This window comes from Streptomyces sp. NPDC006512 (assembly GCF_040611935.1).
Classification (GTDB): Bacteria; Actinomycetota; Actinomycetes; order Streptomycetales; family Streptomycetaceae; genus Streptomyces.
Window position 1 is genome coordinate 1 of record NZ_JBEXPG010000063.1, and the last position, 21,870, is coordinate 21,870.

Below are 21,870 nucleotides of genomic sequence, written 5' to 3' on the forward strand. Positions count from 1 at the left end.
ACGCGGGCTTCCGCCCGGCGCACCGAGAGCACGCACCAGACGCCGCAGGGCCGCCCTCCGGGCGACGACGGGAGTTTGACGACAGGCCCTAGGGCCGGACCGCCGGGGAGACGGCGGACTTCAGCAGCAGGCGCGGGGTTCCCCCGCCCGTCACGGACAGCGACCACAGGTCGCCGCCGAAATCTCCCGGCAGGGCGTACAGGAGCGTGGTGTCGTCGTACCAGAGGGCCTGGTCGTCGACGCTCCGCCGCTCCGCCAGCTCGGTCTCCGCCCCGCTGCGCAGGTCCAGTACGTACAGACGCCACGGAGCCTCGGCCGGCAGGCCGTCCACCCGCTTCTTGAAGGCGATCCGGGTGCCGTCGGGCGACAGGGAGGGGCACTCCACGTTGGTCCGCAGGACGCGCAGTTCGCGGGCCCGCAGGTCCCCCTCGACGAGGTGCGTGCCGCCGCCCGTGGCGAGGGTCGCGTAGAAGCGGTTGTCGTCGGCGGCGAAGGTCACCCCCCAGAAGTTGTGGTCGGCCGCCCGCAGGCGCCGGCCCCCGTCGAACACCGCGAACTCCTCCAGGCTCTCGACGAGCGCCCCCGACCGGGTGTCGTAGACGGCGGTGCGGGTGGAGAACGCCCCGCCCGCGTACGAGTCCCCGCTGACGAACACCGTCCAGCCCAGCAGCCGCCCGCTCGGGGAGACCCGCGCCCGGGTCGGCGTACCCGGCACGGGGAACGAACGGACCGGCCGCAGCGCGGAGTCGAGGACGACCGCCTCGTACTGGGGGACGACCCCGCCCGCCCGGCGCAGGCACACCCCCGTACCCGCCGCCGCGTGGAAACGCAGGCAGTCCTGGCCCGCGGTGGTCCGGGCGGCCTCCTCCGGCGCGCCCAGCGGCACCGAGGCGACCATGTCGCGGCCGGGCCCCCAGGCCAGGTTGCGGAACAGCAGCCGGCCCGGCTGGTCCAGGCTCACCGCCCCGGACCGCGCGGCGGGACCGCCCGGCCGGGCCCGCGCCCGGTCGTCGGCCCGGTCCGCGGCCCGGACCACCGACACCACCCCCACCGCCGCGAGCAGCGCGGAGAACAGGACCAGGAGCAGGACCTTCCGTACGGTGCGCGTCATCGCAGGGCTCCCTTGCCGAGCATCCCGGCCGCCGCCAGCGACAGGGTGAGACCGATGGCCGCCCCGGCCAGCGCCGCGCCGGGACCCGCGTACGTCCAGCCGGCACCGAAGAGCAGCGCCCCCGCGAAGCGGGCCAGGGCCTGCGCCGTCTGCACCACGGCCATGCCGCTTGCCCGCAGCCGCGCGGGCAGCAGCGGCCCCGCGGCCGCCATCAGCACACCGTCGGTGGCCGCGTAGAACGAGCCCAGGAGGAACAGGACGAGCACCGCCGGGACCGCACCGCCCAGCGGGGACAGCAGCAGCAGGTACGCCGCCACCAGCGCGGCATGGCCCGCCAGGAACACCCGGCCGCGCCCGGCCCGGTCCGCGAGCCTGCCCAGCGGCACGGCCAGCAGCAGGAACCCGGCCGCCGTCGCCACCGGGAGCAGCGGGAACGCGGCGGCGGGCAGCTCCAGCCGCCGCTGGAGGAGCAGGTAGACGAAGGAGTCGCCGACCGTGAACACGCCGAGCAGGGCCGCCGTCAGCGCGATCCGCCGCACGCCGCGGTCGCGGAACACGGAGCCCGGCCCGCGCCCGCCGGGCGGTGCGGGGGACCGGGGCGGCCGGGTGCGGACGTCCCGTACGAACAGCGCGAGCAGCAGCACCGCGAAGGCCGCCGCGCAGAAGCTCACGGTGAACACCGCGTCGTAGGCGTCGTGCGCGAACCACAGCACGCCGAACGCGACGAGCGGACCCAGGAGCGCACCCGCCGTGTCCATGGCCCGGTGCACGCCGAAGGCCCGGCCCTGCCCCTCGGGCGGGGCCGACAGGGAGATCAACGCGTCGCGGGGGGCGGTGCGCAGGCCCTTGCCGGTCCGGTCGGCGGTCAGGACCGCCGCGACCGCCCACGGGGTGGAGACCGCCAGCAGCCCCAGTTTGCAGACCGCCGACAGGGCGTAGCCGACGCCGGCCACCAGCTTGTGGCGTTCGGTGCGGTCGGCGACGTGCCCGCCGGCCAGTCGCAGCAGGGCGGTCGCGCCCTGGTAGAGCCCGTCGAGGGCGCCGAAGGCCAGCGGCGACATGCCGAGGCCCACGACGAGGTACAGCGGCAGGACCGCGGTGACCATCTCGGCGGAGACGTCCGTGACCAGGCTGACCGCGCCGAGCACGAGCACGTTCCCCGCGACGGCCGGGCCGGCCGCAGGGCGCGGCACGCCCCGGGCCGTATCGGCGGCTCGGTTGGCCGACAGGTACACGGACGTCTCCTTCCGGTTCCTTCAGGTCCTCACGGCTGGTGTTGCGTTGTTCGCTGCACCGTTCCGTCAGAACCAGTTGAGGGTGAGCGGGAAGACGGTGCTCGCCGCCTTTCCGGCGGCGTCGGTGGCGGTGGCGGTGATCTGCACGGTTCCGGACCCCCATGGCTTTCCGCTGATCCGGCCGGTCGAGGCGTCCATGGTCAGACCCCACGGCAGCCCGGCCGCGGTCCACCGCAGCGGAGCCGTGCCCCCGGTGGCCGTCACCTGGATCGTGCAGGACTGGTTGAACTTGCAGGTCTGCGCGCCGGGGTTGACGACGGTCGGCCCGCCGCCCGGCGGCGGCTCCTCACCACCGGTCCCGAAGACCTCCGTGATCGGCTGGGCACTCGCCGCGTTGCCCGCGTGCCCGGTCCCGAACAGGTCCTCGAAGGTCCGCAGCAGGTTGAAGTGGTTGTACGCGCCGCTGTAGCGGCCCTGCTTGACGTGCGCGCCGTAGAAGACGGTGGCGATCTGGTTCGACCCGAGGTAGTTGTCCTCGTCCCAGGTGAGCACGAGGAGGCTGTTGTTGGCCTTCGCCCACTGGGCGTACGCGTCCAGGTTGTTCCTGGTCCACGTGTCACCCGTGCTCACCGGGCACGAGTGCATGTCGTTGCACTGGTTCGGCACGACGAACGACAGGTGGGGCAGGGCGTTGAAGTCGGTCCGGGGGAACTGCGCCCAGGTCTTGCCGGTGGTGAGGGGCACGTTCTTGAAGGCGAACCAGGGGTTGTGCTTCTGCGCGTACTGGCCGTTCGTGCAGGCCGTGGACCCCTCGCCCGGCAGGTCCTCGTTGTACGAGGCGAACGTCTTGCCCGCCGCGATGAGTTCCTGGCCGAGGTTGGGCACGCTCATGGACTGGGGCGTGTAGCAGCCGTCACCGGTGATGCCCTGGGTGCCGCCCGAGAAGAGGTTGAAGTAGTTGGGCTGGCTGGGGTGGGTCAGGGCCTTCATGCCCGTGAGGCTCGCGCCGCCGTTCGCCAGCTGGTTGACGTACGGGGCGTTGGCGCTGCCGATGATCTCCCCGTACTGCTTGTTCTCGTAGACGACGACCACCACGTGGTCGTAGCCGGGGAGGGCCGCCGCGGCCCCGGCGGCCTGCGGGGGATTCGGCGCCGAAGCGACGTCGGCGGCCTGGGAGTTGCCGATGGTCATGGCGGTGACCAGGCCCAGTGCGCAGGCGAGGGCGGTCGCGGTCGCCCGCCACCTCCTGTTCCGCCCGTGCGGTGGTGCGACCGGGATGTCCGGTGCCGGATGTCTGGTGCGCATGGCTGATGCCTCCTGTGTCCTCTGTCCTCGGGGTGTCGCGGTGCGGAGGTCTGGGGTGTGGGGGTCAGGGGGTGCGGGGGCCCGGGGGTGCCGGGCCCCGGTCATTCCTCCCGGCGGGCCGCTCCGGCCACGGCCACGTTCACGAACCGCGGCACGGGCAGGCTCCGGTCGCGGAACGCGTCCGCGACCGCCGCGCGGACCGCCGTCAGCCGGTCCCGGGGCAGCAGCACCAGGACGCTGCGGCCCGGCCGGCCACCCGGCGGCCAGGCACTGAGCGCGCCCGCCCGCCGCGCGCACTCCACCGCCCGCGCCAGGCCGTCGGCGCGCTCCCGCGCGGAGCCCCGCACGGCCATGAGCACCAGGCACGCCCCGGAGGCGGGCGGGTCGAAGGGCACGCTCCGCCGCACCCCGCCGCGCCCGGCGTGCAGGGCGGTACCGGGTCGCGCGAACAGCACCGCGTCGCGGAGGGCGTCGTCGTCCCCCGGGGCCACCTCCCGGACCAGCGCGGTGAGCCGCTCCCGCGAAGGCCGCGCCCCGCCCTCCGGGGTGTGTACGTCGGCCACCGCGAGCGCGACCGCGCAGTCGAGCGGTTCCGTGAGGCTGAGCCCGGCGGCCTCGGTGAGGGTGCCCTGGACGTGCAGGTCGGTGCCGGAGCGGCCGTAACCGGCTCCGGCGAGGGCCCGGAGCAGGGCGTACGGGCGGGCCGCCCACTCCGGGGTGTCCGGGGAGGGGCCGGTCAGCGGCAGGTCGCAGCTCTGGGCGGGATGACCGAGCGAACTCAGCCGCACCGTGCCGTCCTCGCGCGGGGCCGCCGCGGCCGCCACCGGCCAGCCGGCCGCCGCCACCAGACCCGGCGAGCCGAGGTGGAAGGCGTGCGGCGCGCTCCACACCGCCGCCGGGGGCCGCCCGTGCGCGGTCTCCAGCGCGTGGGCGACCAGCCGGAACAGCGGGTCGGCGGTCGCCCGGTGGGACAGCGGCAGCGGGGCCCCCTCCGTGGCCGGGGCGTTCACCGCGCCTCCTTGCGGGCCAGCAGCCGGTACGCGTTCCCGCCGTCCGTGCGGCGGGCCGCGGCACTGCGGACGGCGTCCAGCACCCCGGCCGCCGCCAGGCACGGCAGCGCGGCCGCGCGTACCGCCAGCCGGGCCGCGCGCCGCCCGGGGCGGGCCAGGGCCGGATCGGCCCACGGACTGGCGGGGTCGGGGGCGAGCCGGTTCGTCACGAGGGCCACGGCTCCCACGAAGTCGTTGTGCTGATGGGCCGCCCCGTGCTCCTCGGCCAGTACGGTGAACCCGCGCCCGGCCAGTGCCGCGCGGAGGTTGCCCACCGGGATCAGGTGCTGGTGCTGCGGCTGGAACCACGGCAGCCAGTGCGCGCCCAGCAGGCGGGCCATCCGCGACTCCGGATCGGGCAGTTCGATCAGCAGGTGCCCGCCCGGCACCAGGACCCGCGCGGCCGCGTCGAGCTCCGCGAACGGGTCCCGGGTGTGCTCCAGGTAGTGGTACATGCTGACGGCCTCGTACTGGCCGGCCAGCTTGTCGGCGAGGTCGGGGAACTGGCCCTGGTAGCCGGTGGCGACCCAGCCGCGCCGTTCGGCGTCCTGGATCCCGTCGCCCATGTCGAGCCCGTCGAAGCGGGTGTCGGGCCACACGTCACGGGCCACGTCGCAGAAGTGCCCGTGACCGGTGCCGACGTCGAGCCAGGAGGCGGGGGTGGCGTACGGGGCGAGCATCGCGGCCCGCGCCCGGTAGTGGGCGCCGAGCCGGCCGAACACCACCCCGGCCCCCTCGCCGCCCCGGCCGTCGTAGAAGTCGCGGTAGTAGAAGTCCAGCCCCTCCACCGTCAGCCGCGGGTTCTGGAAGACGTGCCCGCAGGACCGGCACTCCTCCAGGGTGAAACGCCCCGGCTTGCCCTGGAGGAGGTCCGGCATCCGCACCCGCACCACCGGCCCGGGCGCACCGCACCACGGGCAGTCGGCGCGCCGCGGCTCGAAGAACAGGGCGGTGCCGCCCGCCAGTTCGGCGGCGTACTCCGCCGTGCGCTCCCGCTCACCGGCCGGCGGCCGGGACCGGGCCCCGGCTGCCGTGCGCACGGCGGCGCGCAGCGACCGCAGCGGCCGGGCCGCGCTCGCACGCGCCAGGTCCGCGGGCCGCAGCGGGCCGCCGGTGCCCAGTACGAGCAGCGGCTGCAGCCAGTACAGGCCGGCCGCGGCCACACCCCAGCGGCCGTCCCGCACGGCTGCCGCCGCCAGCAGGGCGAGGCCGGCCAGCTGGAGCGCCGACAGCAGCCCCGGCGGCAGGCCCTGGGCCCGCAGTTCGGCAGCGCGGTTCCCCCCGCCGGAGGACGCCGGGCGGGAACTCAGGCCGGGGGCGACGGCCAGGTCCGTGGAGGCGGTGGCGTACTCCTTCAAACGGCGGGTCAGTTCGAGGAGTTCCACCCGGTTCCGGGGCCGGTCCGGATCCACCCCGGCCCGCGCCAGCACGTCCCCGGAGACGAGCACGGCGTACCCCGCGCCGCGCCCGGCGGCCAGCCGGTCCTGCCGGTACCCGGCCGGGTCGACCAGCCGCAGCAGCCCGAGGGCGTCCTCGGCGGCCAGGTCCCGCGGCAGCAGTTCCAGTACGTCGAGACCCTCCCGGTCGGCTTGGGCGCCGGCCGCAGCGAGGACCCCGGGCTCCACCACGACGCCCCGCGCGGTGAGCAGCCGCCGGCGCGGCCCCGGGGAGGGCCGTCCGTCCGGGTCTTCCGCGGAGGTCCGCCCGTCGGCGGAGCGCAGGACCGGCAACGCGTGCAGGCGGCTGCGGGCCCGTACCGTTCCCGCGCCGAGTGCCGCGGCGATCACGAGGGAAACCCATGGGCTCATGACAGCTTCTCCAACCTGTCGGCCGCGGTGGCGGCGCCGCCCGCGGCGGCGAAGGACGCCTGGATCCGCCGGGCCGCACGACGGTGCGGGCCGAAGTCCTCCAGTACGGCGGTGAGCGCGTCGCACAGGTCGGCCGGCCGGGCCCGGCCGAACCGCACCCGGACCCCCGCCCCGGCATCGGCGACCTGCTGCGCGACGATCGGCTGGTCGTCCCGGATCGGGGCCACGACCAGCGGGAGGCCGTGGGCGAGCGCCTCACAGACCGTGTTGTGGCCGCCGTGGCTGACGACCGCGTCGAGGTGGGGCAGCAGCCGCAGCTGCGGCACGGTCTCCCGGAGCAGGGCGTGCGCCGGCCCGGGGCCGGTCAGGTGCCGGGGCGCGGCCACGACCAACTGCACCCGGTCGGCGAGGAGTTCCCCGGCGGCCAGGACCGCGGCGTAGAACCGGGAACCCGCCTCCTGGTTGAGGGTGCCCAGCGAGACCAGCACCCGGCGCCGGTCGGGGTCGAGCCGCTGCCACGGGAAGTCCGTACCCGGCGGGCGGGCCCCGAAGGCGGGCCCCACACAGGCGTAGTGCCCGGGGAAGGATCCGGCGCCGCCGATGAGCTCCGGCGTGGAGAACACCAGCACCAGCCGGTCCGAGAACCGGGGGTCCCAGCCGGGCGGCGCCCCGCACGAGGCGAGCAGCCCGGCCAGCTGCTCCGCCACCCACTCCCCGACCTTGGGGAACCCGGCGAACGGCCGCGTGAACTCGGCCGAGGTGCTCGCCGAGGTCGCCCACGGGATGCCGAGCCGCCGGGCGACCACGGCCCCGGCCAGCGCCTGCTGGTCCGCGACCACCACGTCCGGGGCGAAGGCCGCGACGGCCCGCTCGACGCCCGGCACCATCGCCCGGGCCAGCGGCACCAGCGCCTCCTCCCACAGGAACCGCAGCGCGGCGACGCCCCGCAGGTCCCGCCACCGCCCGTGCAGTGCGGCGTACCCGCCGGATCCCGGTCCGGCGGCGTCGCCGGCGGGGAACAGCCGGGCGTGCGCGGGCAGCAGCCCGGTCAGCACTTCGGCGGGGCCCGTCCAGGCGGTCTCGTGGCCGCGGGCGGCGAGTTCCGCGGCGACGGCGACCGTCGGATTGACGTGGCCGGCGAGCGGGGGCACGACGAAGAGGAACCTCATGTGATCAGCGCTCCCGCCCGGGCCCGGCGGACGGCCGCCGCGTGCGCCAGCACCGCCTCGCGGAGCACCCCGCTCGCCTCCTTGAGCACGTCGTGGCCGAGCCCGGGCAGGATCCGCAGCGCGCCGCTCGGGGCGTGCCGTACCAGTTCCCGGGCGCCCGGGACGAGTTCGGAGTGTTCCCCGCAGACGACCAGGACCGGGCAGTCGACCGCCCGGTAGTCGGCGGGCGTGAAGGTGCGGCCGGCCGCGACGTCGTCGATGAGGGTGGTGCCGTTGAGCAGCGCGTCGGCGATGGCGGTCAGCTTCGCCGCCTTCCGCAGCCGCAGCGAGGCCAGCTCGGCGGGGACCTCGCTGTCCTCCAGGCTGAGCGCGGCGACGGACAGGGTGTCGACCATGTTCTCCACCCAGGGGCCGCTGAGCGGCGGTTCGAGGAGGGTCAGGCCCGCGACGAGACCGGGCCGGGCGAGGGCGGCGTGCAGGGCGAGCGTGCCGCCGTAACTGTTGCCGACCAGGTGGACCGGCCGGGAGTCGAGCCCGAGCGCGGACAGCAGGGCGAACAGGTCCCGGACGGCGGTGCGGCTGTCGTACCCCGAGGGCGGGCGCTCGCTCAGGCCGTGGCCGCGCAGGTCGTAGAGGACCACCTCGTGCCCCGCCCGCGCCAGCGGCACGGCCAGGGGGCAGTAGAAGCTGGAGAGGTTGTCGACGACGAGGCCGTGCAGGAAGACGACGGGGGTGGCACGGCCACCCGACGTGCCCTCCGGCGCCGGGACTTCGGATGCGGGAAGCCGCTGGACGTGGAAGCGCAGCGCGTTGGCGAGGATCTCGGCCATGGCGGTCAGGCCGTCGTGACCGGACGGACCGGACGGACCGGGAGGGCGGCGAGGGAGCTGTGGGCGACCCGCGCGATGTGGTCGACGAGTTCGCCGACCGACATCGCGAGGATCGCCTCCATGTCCTTCTCCGCGAGGAAGCCCATCAGGTCGACCCGGGATCCGTAGCGCTCGTGCAGCAGCTCGGCGAGGGCGACGAACTCGATGCTCTCCAGCGCCAGGTCCTCGTTGAACGTGGTCTTCATGGTGACCTCGTCGGCCAGGAGGAACTCGTCGCCGACGATCCGGACGAGCATGCCGGTGATCTCGGCGAGGATGTCAGATGCCATGGCTGTTCTCCGTCGGGGTCGGAAGGACTGCGGGGGCGGATTCCGGTGCGGATGAGGGGGCGGAGCGTGGGGCCGCGGCGGCCGGGACGGTCCGGGCGACCAGGTGTCCCGCGTGCGTCGTGGTCCGTACGTGGTGGGTGCGGCCGGCGGGGGACAGGACCCGGAGCCCGTCCGCCGGGTCCTCGGTCACCCGCCAGCGCACGAGCCGGCCGCCCAGACCCGTGCCCTCCGCCTTCGCGGCGGCCTCCTTGGCGCACCAGAGGGTGGTGACGGCGGCCGCGAGGCCGGTCCCGTCCCGGGCCGCGAGACGCTCGGCGAGGCGGTGCTCGTCCGGGGTGAGCGCGATGCGGATCAGCGCGCCGGGGTCCTCGGCGACCGGCTCCACGTCGATGCCCACGGGGGCGTCGGGATGCGCGACCGCGACGGCGATCCGGTCCTTGTGGGCCAGGCTCAGGTGCAGGCCGGCGGCCAGGCCCCCGGGGACCGGCCGGCCCGCACCGTCGGCGGTGACGGTGACCTCCGCCGGGAAGACCGGGCCGGCCCCCCGGTCCCACAACAGCTGTCGCAGGGCGTCCTTCGCGGCGATCCGGCCCAGCAGCCACGGGGCGCGGGCGCGCGGCGCGAGCCGCTCGTACGCCTCGCGCTCGGCGGCGCCGAGGTAGCGGCGCATGACCAGCTCCTGCGACGCGGGATCGTTCCAGCGGCGCACGGCCACGCACCAGCCGCCGGGCTGCGGCTCGCCGATCCCGGACACCTCCGGGGTGAACTTCATCGGCCACACCCGCTCGTCGGCGGCGAAGCGCCGGTACGTCCAGTCCTCCAGCCGGGCCCAGACCGCGCCGTCGGGGGTGCGGAGCTCCACGTCCCCGCGTACGGAGGTCGGTGCCACCTCGCGGACGCGGGCCGTCGCGCCGAGGAGGGTGCCGGGCGGGGGCGGGGGTCCGTACAGACGGATCCGGGCGAGCACGGCGGGGAACACGAGCTTGTCGGAGTCCAGGCGCAGCTGCATCCAGTGGCCGAGGAGCTGTCCGGCGGCGTCGAGCAGCGCGCCGGGCGCGGGGAGGGCCCGGAGCACTCCGCGGATGCCGTCGTCGGCGACGGCGGTGACCTCGTGGACCCCGGCGAAGCGGGGGCCGTGGAACATCCAGCGGTCCCGGTAGAGCGCCTCGGCGGAGACCGGCGCCGGGCGTTCGGCGGTGAGCGGGGCCGGATCGGGCGGGGGCGGCGCACCGTGGCCGGACCCGAGGCGGACGGCGACGGACGCGCAGTCGCCGATGGTCACCCGGACGCGGCCGTCTCCGTCCGGGCGGGTGGTGAACTCGACGTCGACGGCGGGCGCGACCGGCAGCCAGCGCAGGGCGCGCATGTCGTCGAAGCCGGTGACGAGCTGCCCCGGACGGGTGGCGAGGGCGGCCTCGGCGGCCAGCTCCAGCATGGTCGTCATCGGGACGACGGGGAAGCGGTCGGAGTCCTCCGGCCAGCCCTCGGGCTGGAGGTAGACGCAGTGGTCGCGGACGGAGGGCAGGGCGTCGAGGGAGAGGCGGCGGCTGTACGCGCGCGCCGCGCCGGCCGGTGCCCCGGCCGGGGTGGCCGCCGGCCCCGCTCCGGCGGTGCCGGTGCCGGTACGAGGTGCCGCGGCGGCCGTCGTTCCCGCCCCGGCCAGGGCTTCGGTGACGGCGTGGGCCGCCGCCTCCGCCTCGTCGAGGACGGCGTCCAGGGCGGACAGGAGCACGGGCCGGCCCGGGACGGCCGGGCCGCGCCGAGGGCCGGCGAGGGGACCGGCCTCCCGGAGGGGCCGGGCGGCGCCGTTCAGGTGCACCAGCGGGGAGCCGAGGTCGAGCAGCACCGGATGCCCGGCGCGCTCCGGCGCGGGCCGGTCGAGGAGCCGTTCCCAGCGGGGTTGCAGACCCTCGGTCCACAGCGCCGCGGCCAGGTGGCGCAGGGCGTCCGGGCCCGGGCGGCGCGGGCTGGAGGCGGCGACCGCGAGGTGCTCCGTACCGCGCAGGGTGTCCTCCACGAAGCCCGTGAGGCTGCCCGGGCCCGCCGACACGAAGGCCCGTACGCCCGCCGCGTGCAGCCGCAGGGTCAGGGAGCGGAAGTCCACCGGCTCCAGCAGGTGCCGGAGCACCAGCTCCCGGACCGCGTCCGTATCGGACGGGTACGGGGCGGCCGTGGTGGCCGACCACACGGGGAGCCCGGCCGGCTGGAGCGGCAGCCGCGCGAACGCGGCCCGCACCTGGCCGAGGTACGGCTCCCACATGGGGGTGTGGAAACCGGACCGGAACGGCAGCTCCTGGCCCAGTACGCCCTCGGCCGCGAGCCGGCCGAGCACCGACGCGATCTGCTCCGGCGGCCCGCAGACCACCGACTGGTGCGGGCAGTTGTCGTGGCTGACGGCCACGCCCTCCAGGCCGTGCAGGGCGGCGGCCGCCTGGGGCGCGCCGCAGCCGAGGGCCGCGTACACGAGGTCCGGGACGGCGAGCGAGCCGGGCCGCAGCGAGCCGAGGAAGGTGTCGACCGCGTCCTGCGGGTACATGCCGGCGGCCACCATCGCGGCCCACTCGCCGAGGCTGTGCCCCGCCAACAGGTCTGGCCGGAGGTCCAGTTCGGTCAGGACCCGGGCGAAGAAGCGGCCCGTGGCGAGGGCGTCGAGGGCGCGCTCGACGAGCTCCGTGCCGCCGGTCAGCGCGGGCGCGGCCACGCCCAGGCGGGCGCCGACCTCCTCCAGGGCGGGTGCGAACTCCGGTTCCAGGCCCGGGAAGAGCAGGGCGAGCCGGCCGCCCGGCTCGGCGGCGTACGGGCCGAGCAACGGCCGGGGCGTGAACCACACGCCGCCCCGGCCGCGCCAGGGGCGGCCCCGCGCGAGCACCTTCGCGGCCAGGGCCAGGCGCTCCGGGGTCGGCCCGGCGACCGCCAGCCGGTACGGTCCGCCGTGCTCGGAGCCGGCGGCCCCCGCCCCGGGTTCCGGGGAGGCCAGGAGCCGGGCCAGGGCTTCGGGGGTCTCCGCCGTGAGGAGCAGTACGGACGCGGGCGTTGCCGACCCGCGGGGGCCGGCCGTGGTGCCCGCGGCCGGCAGCGGGAGGAAGCGGCGTACGGGAGGCCGGGCGGCCGCGCGGGACCGGGGGGCCTCCTCCAGGATGACGTGGGCGTTGATGCCCCCGAACCCGAAGGCGTTCACCGCCGCCCGGCGCGGCTCCCGGCCCGGCTCCCAGGGTTCGGCCGTACGGGCCGGGCGCATCCGGGTCCGGGCCAAGGCCTCGTGCGGATCGTCGAGGTGGAGGGTCGGCGGCAGCACCCCCTCGTGCACGGCGAGTGCCGCCTTGATCAGCCCGGCCATGCCGGAGGCCTGCATGGTGTGCCCGAGCATGGACTTGACGGAGCCCAGCGCGACGGAACCGGCGGCCGTCCCGCCGCCGCTCCGGGGCGGGCCGAACACCCGGGCCAGGGTGGTCAGTTCGGCCTCGTCGCCGACCGGGGTGCCGGTGCCGTGGGCCTCCAGCAGACCGATCGACCCGGGTGCCTTCGGATCGAGGCCCGCCATCGTCCAGGCCCGCTCCAGCGCCTGGACCTGCCCGTCCACGAGCGGGCTCATCAGGCTCGCCGCGCGGCCGTCACCCGCGACGCCGACCCCGCGGATCACCGCGTACACCCGGTCACCGTCCCGCTGCGCGTCCGCGAGCCGTTTGAGCAGGACCACGCCGGTCCCCTCGGACAGGAGCGTGCCGTCGGCCCGCCGGTCGAAGGGCCGGATGCGCTCGCTGGGGCTGAGCGCGCCCAGCTGGGTGAACACGCTCCAGAGCGTGGCGATGTGGCAGTGGTGGACGGCGCCCGCCACGACCAGGTCGCAGCGGTCGGCGGCCAGCAGTGACACCGCCTGGTCCACGGCCAGCAGCGAGGAGGCGCATGCCGCGTCCAGGGTGTAGGCGGGGCCCCGGAAATCGAGCCGGTTGGCGGTCCGGGCCGCCGTGAAGCTCGGCACCAGGCCGATCGAGGCCTCCGGCTGCTCCGGGCCCAGGGCGCTCTGGAACGCCTGCCGGATCCCGGCGATCCGGCCGTCGCTCAGCTCCGGTGCCAGCTCGCGCAGCGTCGCGCTCAACTGGTGGGCCGTGCGCACCCGTTGGTCGAGCCGGGCGGTCGCCACGCCCATGAAGCCGCCCCGGCCCAGCACCACGCCGATCCGGGCCCGGTCGGCGGGCAGCCGGTCCTCGCCGCCCGCGTCGGCGATGGCCTCGGCCGTCGCGTGCAGAGCCAGCAGCTGGTCGGGCTCGGCCCCGGCCACGGCGGCGGGCATGATGCCGAAGCGGGTGGGGTCGAAGGCGGCGAGGTCGTCGACGAAGCCGCCCCGCCGGCAGTAGAAGCGGTCACTGCCGGACGGCCCCTCGGGGGCGTAGTACACCTGCGGGTCCCAACGCCCCGGCGGTACCTCGGTGATGGCGTCGACACCGGTGAACAGGTTGTGCCGGTAGGCGGCGAGGTCGCCGGCGCCGGGGAACACGGCGCCCATGCCGACGATCGCGGCATCGGAGGGACGCGGGTCAGCGGCCATGGCGGGCCTCCGGGTCCGTCGCGTCCGTGCCGGCCGGATCCGCCGTGCCGCCCGGATCCTGCGGACCGTCCGCCATGAGGACGACCTGCGGATCCGTGCCGTGGGCCAGTTCCGCCAGGAAGGCCTCCACGCCCGCGTCCGGCGCGATGAGCGCGATGCCCCGTCGCGCGTACGCCCGCTCCAGCTCCGGGGTGACCATACCGCCCGCCTCCGCGGCCCACGGGCCCCAGTCGACGGCGAGGACCCGGCCGGGGGAGGCCGCGGCCCAGACGTGGGCCAGCGTGTCGAGGGCGTCGTTGGCGGCCGCGTAGTCGACCTGGCCGCGGTTGCCGTACACGCCGGCGACGCTGCCGAAGAGGGCCAGGAACGCCGGGGCGGGCGCCGCCGGCGCGCCCTCGTCGGCGACGGCGGCGGCGAGGTGCCGGGCCCCGTCCACCTTGGCGGCGAAGACCTCGGCGAAGGACGCCGGGTCCTTGTCGCGCAGGAGCGAGTCCCGGAGCAGGCCCGCGCCGTGCACGATCCCGTCGAGCCTGCCGTGGCGGGCCCGTACTCCGGCGACGACCGCGCGGACGGCGGCCTCGTCGGTGACGTCCGCGCAGTGGTAGCGGACCGACGCCGCCGCGCCGCCCAGGGCGCGCAGGGTCTCGCGCACCTCCCGGGCGGCCAGGGTCGCGGAGGCGACCGCCTCGATCTCGGCCGGGGTGCGCAGGCCCCCGGCGATCAGCGCGGCGCGCAGGGCCACCCGGTCGTGCGCCGAGGCGAGGGCGGGATCCTCGGCCCCGGGCGGGGGAGTGCGGCCGATCAGTTCGACGTGGCAGCCCGCGGCCCGGGCCAGGGCCAGGGCGACGCGGGCGGTGATGCCGCGGGCCCCGCCGGTGAGCAGGACCACGCTGCCGGAGTCCAGCGGCAGCCGTACCGGCGCGGTGTCCGGGAGCGGCGCGGGCACGGTGCGCAGGACGGTACGGGTGCCGTTGGTGTACCCGACGGCCACCGGCTCGTCCGGGGCGCACAGTTCCGCGAGCAGGTGGGCGGCGATGCGCTCCGGACGGTCCTTGGGGTCGACGTCCACGGCCCGTACGAGGACTCCCGGGCATTCGAGCGCGGCGCTGCGGGCGAACCCGCGCAGCCCGAGACCCGGCACCGGGTCGGGCGCCGCCGGGCCGTGGCCGAAGGTCCCGCCCCCGGCGGTGACGACCACGAGCCACCGCACCCCGCCGAGCAGCGCCCCGCGCAGCCTCGCGAAGGCCTCGGGCAGGGCGGGGTCCAGGCCGGGGCGCAGGGCGCTCAGGTCGACGAGGCCGTCCACGCCCTCGGTGTCCGCCGGAGTTTCGGCCGGGAGCGTGCGCACCCGGGCCCCGTGGGACTCCAGGAGCGCGGCGAGTACGGAGCCCACCCCGAGCCCGTCCTCCACCAGGGCGAAGCTCCGCCCGGCCAGTGCCTCCCCGGGGTCGCCCGCGCGGGGTGGCCCGGCCGGGGCGGTCTCGACGCGGAGCCGGACCGGACGGCGTACGAGGGCCGCTCCGGGCCGGGGCTCGGCGGCAGCGGGCCGGACCGGGTCCTCGACCGCACCCCCACCGGCCGGGGTCGCGGCCGGTGCCGCCGGCTCCCGGGCGGCGATCCAGTCGACGATCCCGCGGATCGTCTTGATCCGGGACAGCTCCTCCACCGCCGACTCCGCGGCGCCGTCGAGCTGCCGGGGCAGGCCGATGCGGTCGGCCAGGGCCCCGACGATCTCCACGCGCTTGATGGAGTCGACCGACAGGTCCGCCTCCAGGTCGAGATCGGGGTCCAGCATGTCGCGCGGATAGCCGGTGCGGGTGTGGACGATCTCCAGGACGGCGTCCATGACCTCGTGCGGCGTGAGCGGACCCCGGGCGGCGGGAACCTCCGCGGGCCGGGCAGGGGCCCGCTCCTCTTCCACCGCCGCCGGCTCCGGCGGCGCAGGCAGCGGCGAGACGGGCAGCGGCGAGGCGGGCGCCTCCGCGCCCAAGTAGCCCAGCAGGACCTCGCGTTGGGCCGCCACCAGCTCCCGCGCCCCGCGCAGGTACTCCAGTACGGTCTCCTCACGGCGGTCCACCGCGGCCGCCGGCCGCGGCAGCGCCACGCGCCGGGCCGGAAGGAGCCCGCCCGCCACGGGCGAGCCGTCCGCGGTGCGCACCAGATGGCCGTCGACCAGCCAGCCGGGCCTGCGGGGCGCCCGCTCGGGCAGCAGCGCGGTCCGCCCCTTGAAGAGGACCTCCGGATCGACGGGCACCCCCGCCGCCGCCAGTTCCGCGAGCGCGGTCAGCAGCCGGGGCAGGCCCGGTTCACCGGGTACGTCGACGGCGACGGCCGTGTGCGGCCGGTCGCCCAGGATCCTGGCGACCAGGCCCGTCAGCACCCGGCCGGGCCCGGCCTCGACGAACGTCCTCACCCCGGCCGCGTACATGGCCTCGACCTGGTCCACGAACCGCACGGGCTCGGCCACCTGCCGGGCGAGCACGTCCCGGACCTCCGTCGGATCCGCCGGGTACGGGCGGGCCGTGGCGGTGGACCAGACCGGGACGGCGGGCTCCGCCACCGCCGTCCCGGCCAGCTCGGCGGCGAGGGCGTCCACGGCGCCCGCGACGACCCCGCTGTGGAACGCGCAGGCCACCGGGATGCGTTCGCCGCGCAGCCCGGCGGCGCGCAGTGCGGCCAGGGCGGCCTCGACGGCCGCCGTCGGACCGGAGATCACGCACTGGGACGGCGCGTTGTGGTTCGCGACGACACATCCGGACCGCGCCGCGATCTCCCGGACCTGTTCGGGGGCGGCCGTCACCGCGGCCATCGTCCCGGGATCGGCTCCGGCGGCCTCCAGGATGGCCGAGGCCCGGCGGCCGCTCAGCCGCAGCAGCGCCGCGGTGTCCAGGGAGCCCGCGGCCCACAGCGCGGTCAGTTCCCCGTACGAGTGCCCGGCCGTGCAGTCGGGCCGGACGCCGAGCGAGCCGAGCAGCAGGTGCGCGGCCGCGCCCGCCAGACCCAGCGCGGGCTGGGCGACGCGGGTGTCGGTGACCGCGTCCCGCTGCCGCGAGCGTTCCTCCGGGGTGAAGGCGGCCGGCGGGAACATCGCCGCCACCACCTGCGCCGGCGCCCCGTCCAACAGGCCGCGCAGCCGGGGGAAGGCTACGTACAGGTCTCCGAGCATGCCCGGGCGCTGGCTGCCCTGCCCGGGGAAGAGGAACGCCACCTGCCCGGGATCCGCCTCCGGCGCCCGTACGCGGACCCCCTCGCCCGGGGTCAGGCCGCGGGCGCGCTCCAGCTTGGCGGCGAGGTCGTCCAGGCCGTCGGCGACGACCGAGACCTGCACGGGACCGGACGCCGACGCGGCGGTCTCGGCGGCCAGGTCGCGCAGCGGCCAGGGCCGTCCCGCGGCGTCGTTCTCCGCCAGCCGGGCCGCCAGCCGGTCCATCGCCCGCCCCGCCGCCCGGTGGTCGGCGCCGCGGAAGCAGAACAGCTCGGCGGGCCAGGCGTCCAGCCCGTGCGGGGGCTCGTCCTCGGAACCCGCCAGCACGGCGTGGTAGTTCGTACCGCCGAAGCCGAAGGCGCTCACGCCCGCGATCCGCCGCCGGGCGGGCGCGGCCCACGGCCGGGCCTCGGTGTCGAAGAAGAACGGGCCCTCCTCCGCCCGCCAGTCGGGGTGCGGCCGCTCCAGGTGCAGCGTCGGCGGCCGCACCCCGGCGTGGACCGCCCGGGCCGCCTTGATCAGCCCGGCCAGTCCGGCCGCGCACTTGGTGTGGCCGATCTGGGACTTGACGGAGCCCAGCGCACACCCGGCGTTCCCGGAACCACCGAACAGCGCCGTCAGCACGGCGAGTTCCGTACCGTCGCCGACCACGGTGCCGGTGCCGTGCGCCTCGACCAGGCCCACCTCGGCCGGTGAGACGCCCGCCCGCTCGTAGGCCCGTTCCAGGGCGCGCCGCTGTCCGTCGGGGCGGGGTGCGGTGAGCCCGAGGGAGCGCCCGTCGCTGGACGCGCCGACGGCCTTGACGACCGCGTACACCCGGTCGCCGTCGCGCTGGGCGTCCTCCAGCCGCTTGAGCACCACCGCGGCGACCCCCTCGCCGAGCGCGATCCCGTCCGCGTCCGAGGCGAAGGGGCGGCAGCGGCCGGTGGGGGACAGGGCCCGCACGGAGGCGAACATCAGGTAGTCGTTGATGCCGTTGTGCACGTCGGCACCGCCGCACAGCACCATGTCGCTGTCACCGGAGCGCAGTTGGCGGCAGGCCAGGTCCAGGGCGGCCAGCGACGAGGCGCAGGCCGCGTCGACCGTGCAGTTCGCGCCGCCGAGGTCGAGCCGGTTGGCGATCCGGCCGGCGATCACATTGGCCAGGACGCCCGGGAAGGAGTCCTCCGTGAGCTTCGGCAGCCGGGCGTCCAGTTCCGGCGGCAGTTCCCCCAGGTAGCCGGGGTACAGGGCGCGGAACCCGTAGGCGCCCGCCAGGTCCGTGCCCGCCTCCGCACCGAAGACCACCGAGGTCCGCGAGCGGTCGTACGCGCGGCCGCCCCCGTACCCGGCGTCCGCCAGGGCGCGGCCGGCGATCTCCAGGGCGAGCAGCTGCACCGGTTCGATCCCCGGCAGCGAGGCCGGCGGGATGCCGTGCGCGAGCGCGTCGAAGGGCACCGGCGGCAGGAACCCGCCCCACCGCGAAGGGGTGCGCTCCCCGGCCCGCGCCGGGTCGGGGTCGAAGTAGAGCGCCGGATCCCACCGGTCGTCCGGGACCTCGGTGACCGCGTCCCGCCCGGCGACGACGTTCGCCCAGAAGCCGGCCAGGTCCCCCGCGCCCGGATAGGCGCAGGCCATGCCGACGATCGCGATGTCCAGCGGCTCGGCCGGCCGCGCCGCGGGCGGGGCGGCCGGGGCCAGCTCCCGTGCCCTGCGCTCCAGGAAGGCGCTCGCCCCCTGCGTCACCTGGGTGTGCAGGGCGGCGACCGTGGTGGTGGCCGACCGGGCCGTCGCGGCCTGGCCCAGCATGAAGAGGCCGTCGCGCCGCTGCTCCTCCTCGCCCACCGGCACCGGTCCCGGACTCCCGTGCCGCAGGCCCTTGCTGGCGATGCGCAGCCGCCCGAGGTTGAGCCGCTCCAGCTCCTCCCACACCTCGCGCGGGCTCGTCCCGTCCTGGGAGAGGCGTTGCCGGGCCGCCTCGAAGGTGTCGGCGTACTCGGTCGCCGCGCACCGGGTGGCGTGCCCGGGCGCCGTCCGCAGGAGGACCGTCGCCTCGCAGTCGAGCGCGGCGGCCTGGAAGCCCGGCAGGACGGCCCCGGCGGTGACCGCCTCCGCGGTGAACAGGTAGGCGGTGCCCATCAGCACCCCGATCCGGGCCCCGCGTGCGGCGAGCGGAGCCGCGGCGACGGCGGCCATGGCGGCCGACCGGTCGTCGTGGACGCCGCCGGCGAGGAGGACGTCCAGCGCCGGGACGTCGTCGTGGGCCAGCAGCCGGTCGATCTGCTCCTCCCACAGCGTGAAGGAGGCGCGGGGGCCGATGTGGCCGCCGCATTCCAGACCCTCGAAGACGAACCTCCGGGCACCTTCGGCGAGGTACCGCTCCAGCAGTCCGGGGGAGGGGACGTGCAGGTACGTCCGGGTGCCCGCCGCCTCCAGGGGGGCCGCCTGGGCGGGCTGCCCGCCCGCGATGATCGCGTACGGGGGACGGACCGCGGCCACGGCGGCCAGCTGCTCGGCCCGCAGCTCGGGCGGCGCGAACCCGAGCAGGCCCACGCCCCAGGGCCGCGAGCCCAGGAGCCGGGCGGTCTCGGCGAGCAGGAGGCGGACCTCGTCGCCGGGCATGACGGCCAGCGCCAGGTACGGGACCCCGCCCGCGTCGGCGACGGCCCCGGCGAACGCGGCCTGATCACTGACCCGGGTCATCGGGCCCTGGGCCACGGGCAGGTGCGGGGCGGAGTCCCGCGGCCGCAGCGGCGCGCTCTCCACGGCCGCGTCCAGATGGGAGGCGACCGCCTCGCGCACGGCCTGCACCACGCCGCCCGTGGTGCGGTGACGGGCCGCGAGACGGGCGGCGAAGGCGCCGTCCTGGCCGAGGGGCAGGGCGTGGGTGTGCAGGGAGCGGGCGCCGAGCCGGTGGGCGAGCTCCGCGGGGTCCGGCGGTGCGAGGTCGGGGCGCGTGTAGATCCGGTGGCCCGCGACGACCAGGGTCTCGCTGCCGTCCATCGCGCGGACGGCGGAGGTGATCTCCCCGGGGAGCGCGGTCTCGCCCTCGGTGGTGAGGGCGAGCTGGGAGTCGAGCACGACCCCGGCGGCGCCGCCCGCGACGGCCGCCGCGGCCGTGTGCGGGCCGATCCCGCCCTGCGCGAGGACGGGTACCGTCACGTCCGGGTCGGCCAGCAGCCGCTGGAGCAGGACGAACGTCGTCAGCTCGCCGACCCGCCCGCCCGCCTCGTGCCCCTTCGCGACGACCGCGTCCGCCCCGGCCGCCACGGCGGCGGCCGCCTCCTGCGGGCTGGTCACCTCGGCCCAGACCCGCCGGGCCCCGCCGGCCGCCCAGGCCGCGGGGCGCGGCTGCTGGGCGGGATCGGCCAGGAGCACGGTGTCCACCTCGGCCGGCAGCTCGTCCGGCCACACCGGGCAGCCGGCCGGCACGCGAACGCCGTAGGGCTGCCGCAGCGCCCCCGTCGCCTCGGCCAGGGCGCGGCGGGCCAGGCAGGCGTCTCTGCCGAGGTCGAGCAGACCGAGGGCGCCGGCGCGCTCGGCGGCCACCACGATCCTGGGATTGGGCTCCTCGAAAGGGCTGAGCGCGACGACGAGGTCGCGGACGGCGGAACGGGCCGGATGGGGGGTCACAGGCGCTCCTGACGTGCCGAACGGGCAGGGCGGGCGGGCAGGGCGGGACAGGTGGTACCGGACGGGCGGGGCGGGGCGAGCGGGCGGGGCGAGAGCGGGCGATGCGGAAAACGGACGGGGCGGAAAACGGACGGGGCGGAGAAGGGCGGGGCTGAAAACGGGCGGTGCCCGTGCGCCGGGCCGGACCGGCGCGCCGGGGGACGGCAGCGCGAGCGGGCGGAACGGACGGGGCGCACGGTGCTGACGGCGGACGGTCGGCGACGGGCGGTGCGGCGAGGGTCCAGGCAGGTCAGGGGGGTGGCGGGGGGTTCGCTCAGGCCGCACCGACGGAACACCCGCCAGAGGTGACCCGCCGGTAACGCCGTGCCGCGTTGCATCGTGCGGTGACCGCCGTGGAGTGTCAACGGCCCCGCAGGTACGGTCCATTGGCTTCCGGCCGCGCGGAGATCGCTGCGGAATCCGCAGCCCCGGACGGCTCCCGGCGCCCCGGCCTGCACGGTTGTACGGACCGGAGCCGTGCCTTCCGGGCGGCGGTCGCGACCGGTCCGCGCCACCGGGCATGCCGTGCCGGTATGACTCGCGTGAGACCTGGTATGCGGGGTTCCACAGTCGGCCCGTTGTTCACTCGGCTGCCCCTTACAAGGTGTCGATCTGGGAGTTACCGTCCGGTCATGACCCCCACGCTCGCGCAGCTCCGCTATCTCGTGGCCGTCGCGGACTGCCGCTCCATCACCGGCGCGGCGGCCTCGGTGTTCGTCGCGCAGTCCGCCCTCTCCCGGGCCGTTCAGGCCATGGAGCGCGACCTCGGAGTGGAGCTGCTCGCCCGCCGCGGGCGCGGCGTGGACCTCACGCCCGAGGGCACCCGCGTGGTCCGGCTCGCCCGTACCGTCCTCGACGCGGTGGAGGCGATCGAGGACGTCGGCGCACCGCACGCGCAGAACGCCCGGGCCACCCTGCACGTCGTGGCGACGCCGACCCTGGCGCTCGATCTGGCCGTCGACCTCGTGCCCGCCTTCACGGAGCGCAGTCCGGGGGTCGACGTACGCCTGCACCAGCACGACAGCCGGGAAGTCCTCGTGCAGGAACTCGTCGACGGAACGGCCGAGTTGGGGCTGGTGGACCTGCCCGTGGACAAGGAGCTGTCGGCGCACCACATCCAGGAGCGTGAGGTCGTCCTGATTTCGCCGCTCGGATCCAGACTCCCCGACCCGCTGCCCTTCCGGATGCTCGACGGTCTCGACATGGTGTTGCCGGCACCGGGCACGGGCCGCCGTACGGAGCTGGAGGCGATGTTCAGCAGCCTGGGCGTACGGCCCGTGCCCACGCTGGAGGTCAACGAACGGCTGGCCTGGGTGACCGGCGTGATCGACGGCCGCGGCTCGCTCATCTGGTACCGCGACGTCGTCTTACGGGCCTTCGGCCGCCGCGCGGAGGTCCGCTCCTTCACCCCGCCGCTGCTGCGGCCCGTGGGGATCGTGCACGCCCGGCGCCCCCTGAGCCGCGCCGCGCGGGCCTTCCTCGCCCACGCCCGGCACAACTCCCCCGTCCGCGAGCCGAGTCGCTGACGGGCCCGCCGGAAGGCGGGCCCCATGCCGGCCCGGCATCGCTCCATGCCCAACGCGGGAGTGCCTGCCGCTTGGGAACCGAGGCCGCCGCCCCCACATTGTGCGC

11 protein-coding genes are annotated in these 21,870 nt (G+C 76.7%); 1 reads left to right on the forward strand and 10 read right to left on the reverse strand.

The window, feature by feature from the left end; genetic code table 11:
• Positions 1-88: 88 nt before the first annotated feature.
• The 10 genes from ABZZ17_RS32370 to ABZZ17_RS32415 form a co-directional block, all read right to left on the reverse strand.
• Positions 89-1,111, reverse strand: a complete 1,023-nt coding sequence (locus tag ABZZ17_RS32370) for a TolB-like translocation protein (RefSeq protein ID WP_356881445.1) — start codon at positions 1,109-1,111, stop codon at positions 89-91.
• Entirely contained in the window at positions 1,108-2,346 is a 1,239-nt protein-coding gene (locus tag ABZZ17_RS32375; protein WP_356881447.1) for an MFS transporter, read from the reverse strand. The genes ABZZ17_RS32370 and ABZZ17_RS32375 overlap by 4 nt, the downstream gene beginning before the upstream one ends.
• Positions 2,347-2,412: 66 nt before the next feature.
• Entirely contained in the window at positions 2,413-3,651 is a 1,239-nt protein-coding gene (locus ABZZ17_RS32380; RefSeq protein ID WP_356881449.1) for an alkaline phosphatase family protein, read from the reverse strand.
• Positions 3,652-3,752: 101 nt separating this feature from the next.
• Complete coding sequence (locus tag ABZZ17_RS32385) at positions 3,753-4,661, reverse strand: galactokinase (RefSeq protein ID WP_356881451.1); 909 nt, start codon at positions 4,659-4,661, stop codon at positions 3,753-3,755.
• Positions 4,658-6,508 (reverse strand): class I SAM-dependent methyltransferase, encoded by a 1,851-nt coding sequence (locus ABZZ17_RS32390; protein ID WP_356881453.1) that lies wholly within the window; start codon positions 6,506-6,508, stop codon positions 4,658-4,660. Before ABZZ17_RS32390 ends, ABZZ17_RS32385 begins: the two co-directional genes overlap by 4 nt.
• A complete protein-coding gene (locus tag ABZZ17_RS32395; RefSeq protein ID WP_356881455.1) occupies positions 6,505-7,677 on the reverse strand; it encodes a nucleotide disphospho-sugar-binding domain-containing protein in 1,173 nt (390 codons plus the stop codon). Before ABZZ17_RS32395 ends, ABZZ17_RS32390 begins: the two co-directional genes overlap by 4 nt.
• Positions 7,674-8,507: an alpha/beta hydrolase gene (locus tag ABZZ17_RS32400; RefSeq protein ID WP_356881457.1), complete on the reverse strand. Its 834-nt coding sequence runs from the start codon at positions 8,505-8,507 to the stop codon at positions 7,674-7,676. Before ABZZ17_RS32400 ends, ABZZ17_RS32395 begins: the two co-directional genes overlap by 4 nt.
• A gap of 5 nt (positions 8,508-8,512) precedes the next feature.
• Positions 8,513-8,836, reverse strand: coding sequence for an acyl carrier protein (locus tag ABZZ17_RS32405; protein ID WP_356881459.1), 324 nt, complete (start codon positions 8,834-8,836; stop codon positions 8,513-8,515).
• A complete protein-coding gene (locus ABZZ17_RS32410) occupies positions 8,826-13,382 on the reverse strand; it encodes a beta-ketoacyl synthase N-terminal-like domain-containing protein (protein WP_356881461.1) in 4,557 nt (1,518 codons plus the stop codon). Before ABZZ17_RS32410 ends, ABZZ17_RS32405 begins: the two co-directional genes overlap by 11 nt.
• Positions 13,372-20,199 (reverse strand): SDR family NAD(P)-dependent oxidoreductase, encoded by a 6,828-nt coding sequence (locus ABZZ17_RS32415; RefSeq protein WP_356881463.1) that lies wholly within the window; start codon positions 20,197-20,199, stop codon positions 13,372-13,374. The genes ABZZ17_RS32410 and ABZZ17_RS32415 overlap by 11 nt, the downstream gene beginning before the upstream one ends.
• A gap of 671 nt (positions 20,200-20,870) precedes the next feature.
• Here ABZZ17_RS32415 and ABZZ17_RS32420 point away from each other — a divergent pair.
• On the forward strand, positions 20,871-21,764 hold the full coding sequence (locus ABZZ17_RS32420) for a LysR family transcriptional regulator (RefSeq protein WP_356881465.1): 894 nt from the start codon (positions 20,871-20,873) through the stop codon (positions 21,762-21,764).
• Positions 21,765-21,870: the final 106 nt, after the last annotated feature.